The following is a 13,758-nucleotide window of genomic DNA, read 5'->3' on the forward strand; positions in this document are numbered from 1 at the left end:
AAGAGGGCTGGCGGGTTAGCCGGTTGTCCACCAAGACTGCTCACCCGTTGACAGGATTTTATCAAAGGTTCGGACAGATACCTATGCGAAATCATTAGCCATCAAATGATGCGCTGAGCTTAGGTGTGATCTCTATATTGACCACAATGAAACTATGCTTTTACAAATTATTGTTTTGGTATCAGTTTTCATTGGCTGAGTTCGGTACGATACCCACTGTCGCAATCCTCGAACCCACCATCTCACGAACATGCAATATTACTTCACCAAAATCTTTACTTGCACCCAAGGTCGGCTCGTCAGTCAAGCTCTGACGTAGCACTTCATCTAATGACAAATTATCATTAGCAGAGAGTTCAATACCGTAGGAGTGCTTTAAATCTGCTACTTTGGTGTAGCCTTTCAACTTCAATTCACCCGTAGGTAATTCATAATGATTGGCTTCTGCAACACCAGAGCAAACCAGATCAACAAACTCACGCACATCGGGTTTCATCACAATAAATAAATGATCGCCAGCATACAGGAAGGTTGATCCCCTAGGTGGAATTACATTGTTTCCTCTGGTTATCATCGCTACTACTGTACCGTCAGGTAAAGCCATTTGGGATAAACGGCGACCAGAAGCGCGTGAGGTATCGCCCAATTGATACTCGACAATGTCAGCATCCACATCGCCTAAAGCAGTAATTTCCAGTGTCGCTGCAGGTGTCGCAGGAGGCGGTTCCGTGAGTCCTAAAGCGCGTGCAACCCAGGGTAATGTTGACCCCTGTATTGTCGCTGAAATTAACACGACGAAAAACACCACGCTAAAAATAAGACTGGCACCAGGCAGACCATAAATCAGCGGATATATAGCCAGAATAATAGGCACCGAACCACGTAACCCAACCCAGGATACTAGGGTAATTTCACGCGCATTAAAGCCAAAAATCTTCAGTACAGGGATTACCGACAAGGGGCGTGCGATTAAGGTCAGGACGATTGCAATCATCAGTCCTTCCTGCCAGACATCCAGCAAAGACGAAGGATTAATCAGCAAGCCTAAAAACACAAACATAACAATCTGGCCTAACCATGCCAAACCATCGTGAAATAAAAAGGTACTGCGCTGAAAAACAAAACGACTATTCCCTATCACCACACCAGCGATAAAAATAGCTAAAAAGCCGCTGCCGCCAAGATTAGCTGCTACGCCAAAGGACAGTAAACCAAATGCCGCGACCATCACAGGATATAATCCAGAGGTCGTCAGATGGATACGATTAATAATACGTACTGATAACCAGCCTGCCGCTAAACCCACTGCGGAGCCGATACCCATTTGCTGGATAAACAGCATCAATAATCCAGTCCCTGGTTCAAGCCCTTTGACCATGACCTCCAATAAGCCAACTGTTAAAAAAATTGCCATAGGATCGTTAGTCGCACTTTCAATTTCTAATGTGGCTTTAAGGCGTGGGTTGATATGAATACCTGCATTACGCAGTAATGAGAAAACGGCGGCGGCATCGGTTGAACCAACAATGGCACCAATCAGTAAACCGTAAAGTAAGGAAACATCTAGAATATAAGCAGCTGCAGCACCAGTGATCATGGCAGTCACCAATACGCCTAAAGTCGCCAACACAGAAGCAGGCTTCCACACTTGCTTAATCGACGCGATGGGTGTTTGCAAACCACCATCAAACAAAATAATGGCTAAAGCTAAAGACCCAAGCGCGTGAGCAATTTGTGCATTATCAAAAACAATACCTCCAGGGCCATCCTCACCAGCTAACATGCCCACCATGAGAAAGAGCACCAGTACGGGTAAACCCAATCTCGCAGACAATTTACTGGATAAAATACCAAGAATAATCAAAATCGCGGCGAGGAGAATAATTTGATCGATCACAAACATAAATAGTTTCTCTTTAATTAATGTAGGGAAATTAAACCATTACAGAGCTTTCAATGACTGCGCCAGCTCTAAAAAGATACTTCACTAAGCCTAATTGTCAGTTAGAAATCGTCAAATGCGTGATGCATTTTGGTCTTGTAGTCAATGATTCCATTTATCCAAATGCTACGCGACCCACTTCACATTTCAATTTTGATAATTTCAAAAAATCAAAATTTACGATTGGCACTCAATAATGGTGTTTACCGTAGCAAGCTGGCCCTGCTGACTTGATTACGTCCATGCTTTTTAGCTAAGTATGATTGCTTATCTGCGGATTCAATAAGCGTTTGCCATTTCAAATGCCGATGAGGTTGAATACTCGCAACGCCAGTTAATGGTGACCGCTTGGAAACTAGAGTAAATGTAAAGCGAGCACTGCGTTGACGATGAGGTATGTTCATCGCGCCTAAATGCTGAGTATCCGGTAATAGACAAATAAATTTCTCACCACCATAGTGCGCAACCAAATCGTTCGGGCGGTGTATCGCTGTGCGTAGTGCTTTTGTGACGAGACATATACATTGATCATCACTACTGATGGTCACAAGGATCGCTGAAAAGTTTAATTCATTTAAATCAATTTTTTGCAACATTTACAAAATTTAACATTACACTCTTGGCGCGTTGGGCAAATTTAGCCAAATAGGAACGCCGTACCACACGGCGTTCTCTGACACTTTGCTCCTTAGAGAGGGAAGTAGAACGCAATCAGCAAGGCAAATACGCCGTACAATGAGCTTACTGCGACCAATGCACGCGCATCGACAACGCCTCGTCGAAATAGCTGCCACAGAAAAATAATAGCCAAAGCAGTAATGACTCCTGCCGCCATCAGTGGGCCATCAAAAAGCCATGGCGTAAAGAAGATACCCAACGCACTGGGAATCGTTGCCTGAATCATCATGGCACCAGAAATATTGGCCAATGCCAAGCGTTCCTTTCCTTGCCGTATCCATATAAGTGTGTTCATCATCTCGGGCAGCTCCGTCGCCACCGGACTCAGCAGCAATGCTACCAAGTGTGGTGACCATTGTAGCGCTGTACCAATGGCCTCAAGTTGACCTACGAATATATGGGATGCAATGCCTATGACTATCAGGGACAACACGGCTTGCAGCGCCGCCCATTTTAACGATGGCTCCGTCACGGAAGGCTGAATTTTGAGAGGTTCAATCTCTTCTTCAGGCGCTGTGTCGCTCTCCTGAATTTCGCGCCAGACATAGATTGCGTAGGCTACGAGAAACAAGACACCCAGCCACGGCTTGATGGCAAAGGCGATTAGGCCAAGTGCCACTTTCACTACAAACACTGCGAGAAAGGCGAGCTGGTCGTGACTCATACGGGCGTGATCGGCACGTACATGATACGTTTCCCGTTGAAGGCGGCGATGGTGGTAAATCAGTGCCAAGCCGACCACTGCATAGGCTAAGGTAGCGAGAACGAGCGGACCGCCCATGGCTGCGCCGACGCCAATGTCCTTTTGCTCTGGTGTTTTGCCGAAGACAACGGCAATGAAGGTCACCGCCGTTTCAGGTAGTGCTGTACCGAAGGCTGCAAGTACTGAACCCACTGCAGTCGCGCCAAGATTCAAACGGCGGCCGAACCATTCGATGCCGTTGACGAAGTATTCGCAGGCCAAATAAATGGTACCTGCCGAGAGGAAAAACAGAGTAAGAGTAAGGATCATGTGAGCAATCCGGCCGGGCGAGCAATAATCCAATGGCACGACAACACTGCTCGCCCGGCTGGGAAAGCGTATTGCGGCCAAAGGTCTCGCCTGGCTCTCCGCATTCGCAGAGGCTGACCACGCCATGAGGTGTTAGACCTCAATTTTGTTGACGTGGACTCCTTAGTGGGAGGCTAAGGATGACTACTCCCCAATGACAATGGGGCATTTTACCGTTCTTGCAGGTAAATGTCGCCATTAGGTTTTAGTGTGCTCATAATTTCAAGCTCTGTGTATTATATTGATTTTGCGTTGTTATTTTGTTTTTCTGCTCAGAAGTTGAAAATAGTAGGTATGCGGGAAACAACAACTTTGACAGATCTATTTTGTGATCCTTTGATCTTTGCTTTATGAGCCCTTTCTCTTAGCTTTGTTAGACTTATGGTAGTTGAGCTGCGAAATTATAGGCAGCATATGAAGAAATTTTCGATAATCGTATTCATACAAATTTTGGAATATTTCGTTTATCAGGAATGTTACAGGCATCAGTGGAAGAACCTAGGTGTGGCGGCTCGCAATCGAAATCCCTCGGGCTAGCTATCCATTGCTTCTGGCTCACAATAACTGCAAATGAAAAACGCCATACCTGTAACCCTGCCGCCCGTATTTAATCTCGTTGACTGGGTCTCCACTATCATTAGGTTGAAGCTGTGATTTGTTTAACAGTACTATCGCAACAACCTTTGTTAACTCAACAAACTGGACTGCAGAACATTATGAAAAATAACCAACCGGCTCAACCCTCACGCCGGACAATCCTGAAACAAACACTTGCTGTTTCGGCCCTTTCGGTAACTGGGCTGGCGGCTTTATCGGTGCCCTCTATTTCTTTTGCGGCATCCCTCAGTAAAGATGAACGTGATGGCATGACACCTGATGCTGTGATTGAACATTTTAAGCAGGGTAATCTGCGCTTCCGGGAGAATCGCACGGCGAAACATGATTATTTAGCGCAGAAACGCAACAGTATCACGGGTCAGTATCCTGCTGCAGTGATCCTTAGCTGCATTGACTCACGTGCGCCAGCGGAAATTGTGCTGGATGCGGGGATCGGCGAAACGTTCAATTCCCGTGTTGCGGGTAATATCAGTAATCGCGATATATTGGGCAGTATGGAATTCGCCTGTGCTCTTGCTGGTGCGAAATTGGTGCTGGTTATGGGGCATACCCGCTGTGGTGCGATACGTGGCGCTATTGATAATGCAGAACTAGGCAACCTGACGGGCCTGCTGAATGAAATTAAACCTGCTATTGAAAAAACAGAGTACACCGGAGAGCGTAAAGGGAGTAATTACGATTTTGTCGATGCTGTGGCAAGGAAAAATGTTGAACTGACTATCGAGAATATCCGCAAAAACAGCCCGGTACTGAAACAGCTGGAAGACCAGAATAAAATTAAAATCGTTGGTAGTATGTATCACCTTACTGGCGGTAAGATTGAGTTTTTCGAGGTATAACTGCAACAGAAGTCCGTAGCCCAAAAAGTCAGCCTCGCACTCTACTAAGAGATTATTAAATTTTATCTCTGATGCTAATGTATGTTTTGAGTATACCTAAAGCATACATCCAAATGAGACGGTTTTTCTGTCTCATTTGGATGTTATGTTTTCCTCATCTAAAGCCTAACGAGACATTTTTAATAACAATGGCCTTTTACGGTTATGCTCGGGTTTGAAGCAAAGATCAGGAGCTCGCCTTGCTGACGCAAACTCTGCGCGACAGAACACTATTGTAAACTGAACACTGCATTGAAATTAAGCACTACCAATAAAGCTGACCGTCATCTGTCTATCACTTAATGTGAGCTCAGTAAGATTTTATTGTCACTTAATCTGAGCCGAAGATTGCGCTAATTGCGAGCACAAGGAATTTCGATTGTGAGCCGTTACACCTAGGATTTGTTATCTACTGGCAGAGTTTATGAGCACTGATGGTTGGTCTGAGCTTAATTTAGAATTAGAACACTCTGCTAAAGTAATCAGAAGTATTGAGCCGGAAGTTCTTAAGCACTTGTCATACACACCACTTTTTAATAGATAAACATAATTAGACAACATTTTTTTGCAATTAAAAAATAGTATCGAATTTAGAAGTGATTTTGTTGTTTAGCAGCTGTGATATTGGAAGGTTCTTAAACGAAGTTTGTACATATATTTATTATAAATCAATGGTTAATATTACATGTTTCCGTAGTCGTGCTAAAATATTGACCCTGCTTTATCGTCTTTCATCTTTATTTATTTTCGTTCTCTAAAGCATGTAACTTCATGTTATCAATAGTTAAATTGCTTTAATTGGATTCGTTGTCATTCACATCAATTTAGTATGCAGCTCTTCGATGTGAGTACATAATCTGTATATATTGGGTTCTGCGTCAGATTAGCTAAAATCACATGTACACAGGGTAATTAAAATGTCTTTATCTGACAATTGGTTACGTGCAATAAACGGCAAACCATATTTAGAGAAACCAGAGCTTGCTGACCGCAACGGCTTAAGCGTTCGTATTACCCCTGCAGGGACTATAACATGGCAGTATCGATTTAGGATTGATAATCCATCAGGGTGTTTAACCTTTGGTCTCTACCCGGATTTAGGACTTGCTGACGCACGTAAGCTGGTCCCTGTGTGACTAAATTCATGGGTAAATATTATAGAACCCTATGCGTTTTGGAAACCGCTTAACACATTCGAAGGCCGATCAGTTCCGCTTTACTCGAGATATTATAAGAACAGTGGAACTTATATCACTCGCCATGGCGCTTTCCCACGGCAAGCGACCGGGTAATGTTGCTTTCATTAATGAGCTGGTCCGCGATATTAAACCAAGACTGGCATATCCACGATTTTAGACGGACATTATCGACCAGAATGTCGGAGGCTGGGGGATTTATAGCGTTACTGTGAGTATGGGATAAGTTCAGCAACCATGATAAATAGCGTTCCAAATTAGTTAATGTACATAACTTAACTATTATGTTGCTGCTGACATTCATGACACCATCCCGCTAATTCAAGCTGTGGGCTCGATAAGGTAAATTCTGCTTGGCTAACATTCAACTGTAACTGTTCAACAAGAGCAGTGGGCAATGCTATCTCCGTGACTTTTTGACAAGTATTACAAATTAAAAATTGATTGTGAATGTGATGATCGCATACATGATGGCAGGCAATATACTTATTCACCGTTAATAACTTATGCACTAATTGTTCCTGTACTAAGAAATCCAACATGCGATAGATAGACATTATGGGTAAACTCTCGCCCAAACTTTGTTTTAACACATCGGCAATTTCATAGGCAGACAAAGGAACATCATGTTCCTGTAATACGATAAGTACTTTTTTGCGCTTACTGGTAAGATTGATGCCTTTTTCTTCACACTTTTTCACTACTTCACGCAGTAAATCAAGATTTTTTCCCGTCATAGAACTGCCAATTTTTTTGAAATGATCATACTTGCACAGTTTACCTGATCCACCCCTTCTAATGACAATCTTTGTTAGCAATCATCAGTCACCATACCGAGTGCTGTTCTGATTGCCATTTACAATCAGTAACTTAATTTGCTTTCATTCATATTGAACTCGACTGATACATAATGATACGTTATAACGTATCATTTTTTTAGCAGTAATCATATGGAGACGACCCACAAAATGAATTCCCACAAATACCTTCTGTTATTAGGTGTTGGCACTTTAGCTGTTTCAGCAGAACCTATTGAACGTATCAATGTCACTGGGCATGCTTTAGAAAAACCATTAAGCCAAAGAATACAAGCCAGTAAAATCGAACTCAGCGGCGATGAACTAAATAATCGTAAAGCCGATACCTTAGGAGAAACTTTAAGCAAATTACCGGGAGTAGACAGTGGTTTTTTTGGTAGCTCATCGGGTAGGCCACAAATCCGTGGATTTGGTGGAAACAGGGTTAAAATGTTGCTCAATGGAACTCAAGTTGAGGATATGTCGTCGGTGAGTGAGGATCAATACATCCCCATCGAGCCCTTTCTTGCTGACAGTATCTTGGTCATTAAAGGTCCTACAGCTGTTATTGCCTATGGTGGGCAAGCGATGGCAGGTATTGTTGATCTCCAAGATGGTCGTATTCCATTGAGCCCAATCAATGGGTTTAACAGTCGCGCTGAAGTGAAAGCTGGCTTCAATAGTACAAGTACCGCACTGGCAAAACTTACCGCAGGGAATGAATCTTTTAACTTTGCGCTGAATATGATCAACAAAGACCGTGGTGACTATGATATCCCTGGATATTCTAAAGACAGCGATTGTAAAACGTGGTCAAAAGTCGTAGGTGCCGCACAGTTTGCCGATCTATGCCAAATCAAATATGCGCAACCTGTGTGGCAGATGAACAATCAATTAAAACGCTATGAAGATGCTACACCTTTAGAACAACAAATTATCACCGACTACTCAATAGACAGTAATGGCACTGTACTTAACAGCAGCCACCACACATCATCATTCTCGGCAGGCGGAAGCTACACTGGCCAACAACGTCTTTTGGGTTTGGCTTATGGTTATACGGACACTCATCGCGGTATTCCGGGATTTATGCGTCGTGGCAGCAGCGCACCAGTGGATTTTGATCAACGGGGTAATATTCGAATTTTCTCCCGTGGTGATCGCGTAGATATGAAGTATGTCGAAAACTGGGATGACAATTGGATAAACTCATTTAGCCTCGATGGCGCCTATTCGAATCAAGTCGATGATGAGCATATGGCAGAGGTATCCGTCAACCAATTCGAACTTACCTCTTGGGTCATTAGCCCTAAGCTCTATCATAGTTGGACATCAAACTTCGATGGTGTCTTAGGATTACAGTACGACACTAAAGCCTATAAAGGGGAGGGCTATGACAATTACATGCCTGATGTCGATAGTCAAAACTATGCAGCCTATACGCTACAAACCCTGCACTTTGGTCCGGTTACTTTTGAGTTTGGAGGTCGTTATGATGTGATTAAGCACCAAGTAAACGCAGAGGGTTACAAGGTAGGTCGAGGCTCAGGAGCGAATGTTAAAGATAGAAATTTTTATCTCCAAAGCTACTCAGGATCACTGCAATGGGACATATTGCAAAATTGGTCAACACGAGTCAATTACGTTCATGCCGAGCGTGCTCCTGAAATGAATGAGCTTTACGCCAGTAACCCACACTATGCTCTGTTAATTGAAGAACAGGGCAGCTCAAATCTTAAAAAGGAAATTAATCACTCCTTTGAAATAAATACCACCGCTAAAATCGCCGATTTACAGCTAATGGCAAGTTGGTATCAAAATCAATTCAATGATTTTATTTATCTTGGTAGTACAGGCCTTGAGCGTAATGGTACTTATGTTCGTGAATGGCGCCAAGCAGATACAAACAATCAAGGGTTAGAGGTACAAGCTATCTATACCTTCCCGTGGCAAAGGTGGGGAGTTTTTGAGCTCAGCGCATTTACTGACAGAGTGAGAAATACTCCTCGATATCAATACGATGGTAGTTACGATATCTTTAGTATTCGCCCACCTCTCGCTGGTGAGCGGGACGAATACTTTCGCCGCAGGTTAGAAGGCACTTCAATGCCTCGAACACCACAATCCAAAACAGGCACTGCACTAAATTGGCAGTATGATGCGCTTACAGTGTCCATCGATTATGTTCGCTATCATTCACAAGGTGACGTTAGCAGATTTGAGAGGCCCTCTGAATCTTATGCTTTGCTCGGAGCCAATATCACTTTAGATCAAGTCATTTCGAAAGTGCCGACTCAATTCTACCTAAGCTTAGATAATCTTACCGATGTAGATGCGCGCCCACATAACAGTTTCCTAAGGCATTTATCCCCTATGCCAGGTCGCTCAGCGGCTATTGGTGTCAGAGTGCAATTCTAAAAAGTTTCCTTCAAGGCTAATGGCCTTGAAGGTTTTCATTTGATTTCTTGATACCCAAGGCCAAAAATCTAACCTCCTTCAATTCAAGCCGCGACTTGCTGTTTTTTATCCCATTTTCCGAGAGATGTTTTTAAGTCATGACGGACCCAAAGCGTTTATCTGATGAAGCCTATTCAATGATATTTCTTACATAATATGGAAAAGTCATCCATTGGATTGAGTAAGAAATCTTTACCGACAATGGAAGTCATTTCTGATTCAGATATAAAAGGATTGTCAATTTTAAAAACTAATCGTTGATTCAATTTACTTTTTATCAAAAAATCGCAATGGCGTTGATAAAATAACTGGTCAAATTGACCATTATCGATAATTCTCTGGAGGCCAATTTGTATTCGCTGAGCTAAGCGAGGTTTGTTAGGCGAAACATAATAATATGTCGCTAGTGGAATATGTAGCATGATGCTTTCATCAACAACGAGATCTGGATATTGTTGATTAAACTGCTCAACCTCTTGAAATACTTCATTCACTCCGCGGCCAAATGTTATAAACCGTCCTTTTGATAGCATATTAAATAAACTGTCATATTGATTGCTTTCTATAATCTTAAATCCTGCTTGTTGCATGGCAACTTTAGTCGACCATTGGCTACCTGAACCAGTATCAAGAGCAGTTAACTGCGCTAGCGAGGTAATTTGGGCTAACCTAGGTACATTTTCCTTTTTAATAATAAAAATTCTAAATCCCTGAATGCCTTTTCTAATAGGAATTTTTATTGGAATAAGCTGTTTATTCCACTGTAGGTTAGAGGCTTCTGCAATAACATTGATGGTTTCACCCTCTTGTAATGCTCTGAAGATACGATTTCGACTCATTATTAGATCTGAGACTTGCAGTGATGCTTCACCAAAATCGGCTTTGGTTGCATCAATAACTAATTGTAAAAGGTCATAAGTATACTGATATCTGTGATCAAGCTTGGATTCAGACTGATTGATAATGAATTGATCATTAGCATAAGTGACGGGTATGTTTGCCAAGACCCACAGGGAAAGAATACAAAAAATAATGCCCAGTCGCTGTAAATTATCCATCAATAAACTCATTGCTAGAGGTTGAAATTGATTCGGTGTGCTTATTTTAGCAGTAGCCTAGATGGCTTGCGGGATAAAGAAACAGATGATAAGCGTAAATGATACATTTTTTTAGTTTGGGTTTATGTGAGTTGTAAATCAATTTAGACAGCCCAACGGTGTTGGCACTGGGTGCGAGTGGCTCGCTGAATATTTTAAAGTCCTTATGTAGTTTGGCCATAGTGTTTTTAATATGGCTTTACGTTATATATGCATAAACGTGTTTGTAGTCTGGCAACGATTTTGGGGAAGTTTGAAGGTCGTGTTTATTGCGTTAATCATTTATGAGTACGTGCTTTGAGCGTTTAACCCGCGCTGGCACATGCTCCACGTTTTTACAGTGCTATCACTTTGGCTCTACTGCTGATGTTAAACATATAAATTGACCACTCAAGACCCAGAGAGGACATCAATGAACTCGGATAAAATTTTAGAATCTGCACAAGCAACCTTGTCTGGATTAATACCATTTCCTCAAATTGTCGGCAATCTTATTGCTGAAGGTGTCGAGTATTACTATGTAGACTATGCCTTGAAGTTATTTACTTTCTATAGCGCAGCAGGTTCTACAGTGCAATCACCTTTATCATTTGAGGGACTTCCATTAATTGCTGACAATTTTAATGTGATTGAACTCAGAGCTGCCATCTTGGATAGTCAGCAGCATGGGCAAAAATTTCGGCTTTTCTGCCAGCGCGCTATGAATGCAGGAGTTCAAGGTTATTTCGTGTTTTTGCGAGGTAAACGTGTAACCTATTTTGGCCGTCAAGGTGACCAGCATACCGAATGGTTTTCTGGCGCTAAGCCGAGCGTTGTCTAACAATGCTGACTAGGCTCGCCACTTTCTGGGCAGGGTGCATCGTGAGTTTTACATTGGGTGAATGGTTACGTGAAGTTCATTGTATACGTCACTTACATCTTCCTGTGTGCTTAACGTTATAGATCACTGGAGGCATAAATATGCTACCACGCAATAGTCACTACTATTTCTCGAATGCCGATTTACGGCATCATGAAGATTAAGTCATATCTTGCGATGGTAATGGTTTACGGGGTGATTTTAATTGGTATTGGACGGTACAATTGCGGTTAAATAGGAGAATAATGTCTTATGTACCATCAATTTCTAAATGAACCTATGGTGCTTGGTGTTGCAAAGGCATCAATACTCACATTACGGCTACCCGACGATGTGAGTGATTTTATTGTGTCGCAGGCGATCAATGCCCCTTTACTAGAGATTATCGTCATCGCTGAAGCCGGAAGTCAGCAAAATATAGTCATCCGCTTCCAGCCGTTTATGGGTCTTAAGGTCGAATCGTTACCGCAAAGCCCTCAGGCTTTCAATACACCAATAACCCGCAGCCTTGGGCAAGGTTTTAGGCTTTATACACGGATGGGAACTGCTGCGAAATTTTGTGCGGCTGAATTGAGGCGAGGTGTATCTTTTACCTTAGATACGACTCGTCATTTAGGTGCAGATAATGACTTAATAGGTGCAGATAGTTACTTAACTTTTGCCTTACAAGCCAATTCAAAGTTTGAGTTAGTACCCTTAGAAGCGGATTTGCGGGTTTTGCATGAGCCCAAAGCGTTAATGGTTGCTAAAGCACTGTTAGCAAGGCACTACGACTATGCCGCATCATCTGAATCTCTTGCAATTTACATGACTGAAATCGAGCAGGTTAGATTAGAATTGCAGGCGTTTATGCGTGGGGAGCTTGGTCAATGTCATGCCAGCCTTGCTGATGAAGTATTAAGGATCGATCCCTTGCTACTGCAAAAACAACAATGGTTATTTAGAACCTATACCCATATGTTTGAGCGACCAAACTACAGCCGCGCTGCTAATGATGTCGATAACACTGATAAGCTATTAAGAAAATTAGAGTGTTATGAATTACTCGCTTCACCGGAATTGATCCTGATGGTAGACCGATTGATGGAAGACGAAACATAAACTTTTTTACCCAAATTTAGCTAAATGATAAGAGTCCATTATGCATTATTTATGTCCCCTGTGTGCCGCCCCACTGACGTTAACGGAGCGAACTTGGGGTTGTTCACAGCAACATAAGTTTGATATGGCCAAAGAAGGCTATGTCAACTTATTACCTGTACAGAAGAAAAACTCAAAAGATCCTGGTGATAATAAACAGATGATGTTTGCTCGGCGTGAATTTTTAAACGCGGGTTACTATCAAGGTTTGAGTGATAGAGTGAATGAGCTCGCGCTTGAGTTTAGTGCCGAAGCAAAACAAATCCTCGATATAGGCTGTGGGGAAGGGTACTACAGTCAACGTTTATTCCATGTGTTGAGCCAGCACCATGATTGCAATTTACAAGGTATAGATATTTCTAAGTCTGCAATTAAATATGCAGCTAAACGTTACCCTAATTTGCAATTTTGTGTCGCAAGTGCCTATGAAATGCCAATCGCATCCCAAAGTGTCGATCTTGCCATTCGTATTTATGCCCCTTCAAAAGTAGAAGAGTTACAACGAATTATGGCTGATGGAGGCTTACTGATAACGGTTTCTCCGGGACCTTTACACCATTTTGCGTTGAAACAACAAATTTATGCTGAGCCAAGATTACATCCCGTTTCCACAGCGCATATTGCTGGATTTGAGTGTCTTCATCAGGAGCGCTTAATCTCCCAGTTAGAACTGGCAAACAGTGAACATATCGCTCATTTTTTAGAAATGACGCCCTATGCTTGGAAGTTTACTCATGCCCAAAAGCAAGCATTTGCGTTGCAAGGACTGAACTGTGAATTGGATTTTCAAATTGAAGTGCATCGGATTTCAAAGTAAGTGATAAGATTAAGCTATTGAAATAAGTTATTTAAAATGCTTAACTGTACTTGCTAAACAGCATGAACCTAGTGTTCTGCTAGCCGGTTGCAAAACCGTAAAGTAGATTTAGGCAAAATAAATAATCCAAAGTGTCGCAGTGTGTTGACTTATCTTTAGAATGGTTTATAGTCTTATCAGCTTGAAGGTTGGGCTTATATTTATGTGTTCAATACGACCAGTTCGTCC

General features: G+C 42.3%; 11 protein-coding genes and 1 riboswitch. Of the genes, 6 read left to right on the forward strand and 5 right to left on the reverse strand.

The annotated features are described in order from the left end of the window. Positions 1-181: 181 nt before the first annotated feature. The 3 genes from HUB64_RS05165 to HUB64_RS05175 form a co-directional block, all read right to left on the reverse strand. The gene (locus HUB64_RS05165; protein ID WP_131524348.1) at positions 182-1,903 is read right to left on the reverse strand and encodes a potassium/proton antiporter; all 1,722 of its coding nucleotides are present in this window, start codon (positions 1,901-1,903) and stop codon (positions 182-184) included. Between the two features lie 242 nt (positions 1,904-2,145). Next, positions 2,146-2,538 (reverse strand): diguanylate cyclase, encoded by a 393-nt coding sequence (locus tag HUB64_RS05170; protein ID WP_173245497.1) that lies wholly within the window; start codon positions 2,536-2,538, stop codon positions 2,146-2,148. 92 nt (positions 2,539-2,630) lie between these two features. Beyond that, positions 2,631-3,632, reverse strand: a complete 1,002-nt coding sequence (locus tag HUB64_RS05175; RefSeq protein ID WP_173496527.1) for a sodium:calcium antiporter — start codon at positions 3,630-3,632, stop codon at positions 2,631-2,633. Positions 3,633-3,724: 92 nt separating this feature from the next. Further along, positions 3,725-3,836, reverse strand: a riboswitch (yybP-ykoY riboswitch). 551 nt (positions 3,837-4,387) lie between these two features. On the opposite strand from HUB64_RS05175, the gene HUB64_RS05180 reads away from it, so the two are divergent. Continuing rightward, positions 4,388-5,128 carry a carbonic anhydrase gene (locus HUB64_RS05180; RefSeq protein WP_131524350.1) on the forward strand — a complete coding sequence of 247 codons (741 nt, stop codon included), beginning with the start codon at positions 4,388-4,390 and terminating at the stop codon, positions 5,126-5,128. A 956-nt stretch (positions 5,129-6,084) separates the two neighbouring features. Continuing rightward, entirely contained in the window at positions 6,085-6,303 is a 219-nt protein-coding gene (locus HUB64_RS23370; protein WP_173245488.1) for an Arm DNA-binding domain-containing protein, read from the forward strand. 335 nt (positions 6,304-6,638) lie between these two features. Here HUB64_RS23370 and HUB64_RS05190 read toward each other — a convergent pair whose 3' ends face one another. Next, complete coding sequence (locus HUB64_RS05190; RefSeq protein WP_049821724.1) at positions 6,639-7,100, reverse strand: Fur family transcriptional regulator; 462 nt, start codon at positions 7,098-7,100, stop codon at positions 6,639-6,641. 231 nt (positions 7,101-7,331) lie between these two features. Here HUB64_RS05190 and HUB64_RS05195 point away from each other — a divergent pair, with 231 nt between their 5' ends. Further along, positions 7,332-9,578, forward strand: a complete 2,247-nt coding sequence (locus HUB64_RS05195; RefSeq protein ID WP_173245485.1) for a TonB-dependent receptor — start codon at positions 7,332-7,334, stop codon at positions 9,576-9,578. Between the two features lie 173 nt (positions 9,579-9,751). Here the strand turns inward: HUB64_RS05195 and HUB64_RS05200 are convergent, their stop codons facing one another. Continuing rightward, the gene (locus HUB64_RS05200; RefSeq protein ID WP_028760379.1) at positions 9,752-10,675 is read right to left on the reverse strand and encodes a hypothetical protein; all 924 of its coding nucleotides are present in this window, start codon (positions 10,673-10,675) and stop codon (positions 9,752-9,754) included. A gap of 451 nt (positions 10,676-11,126) precedes the next feature. Here HUB64_RS05200 and HUB64_RS05205 point away from each other — a divergent pair, with 451 nt between their 5' ends. The 3 genes from HUB64_RS05205 (at position 11,127) to rlmA (ending at position 13,530) form a co-directional block, all read left to right on the forward strand. Then, positions 11,127-11,534: a DUF1398 family protein gene (locus HUB64_RS05205; RefSeq protein ID WP_173245479.1), complete on the forward strand. Its 408-nt coding sequence runs from the start codon at positions 11,127-11,129 to the stop codon at positions 11,532-11,534. Between the two features lie 291 nt (positions 11,535-11,825). Continuing rightward, the gene (locus tag HUB64_RS05210; protein ID WP_173245476.1) at positions 11,826-12,674 is read left to right on the forward strand and encodes a hypothetical protein; all 849 of its coding nucleotides are present in this window, start codon (positions 11,826-11,828) and stop codon (positions 12,672-12,674) included. A gap of 40 nt (positions 12,675-12,714) precedes the next feature. Beyond that, positions 12,715-13,530 (forward strand): 23S rRNA (guanine(745)-N(1))-methyltransferase, encoded by an 816-nt coding sequence (rlmA, locus tag HUB64_RS05215; protein WP_173245473.1) that lies wholly within the window; start codon positions 12,715-12,717, stop codon positions 13,528-13,530. The last annotated feature ends 228 nt before the right edge of the window (positions 13,531-13,758 follow it).

Source organism: Shewanella sp. ISTPL2 (assembly GCF_013283205.1).
GTDB classification, from domain to species: domain Bacteria; phylum Pseudomonadota; class Gammaproteobacteria; order Enterobacterales; family Shewanellaceae; genus Shewanella; species Shewanella oncorhynchi.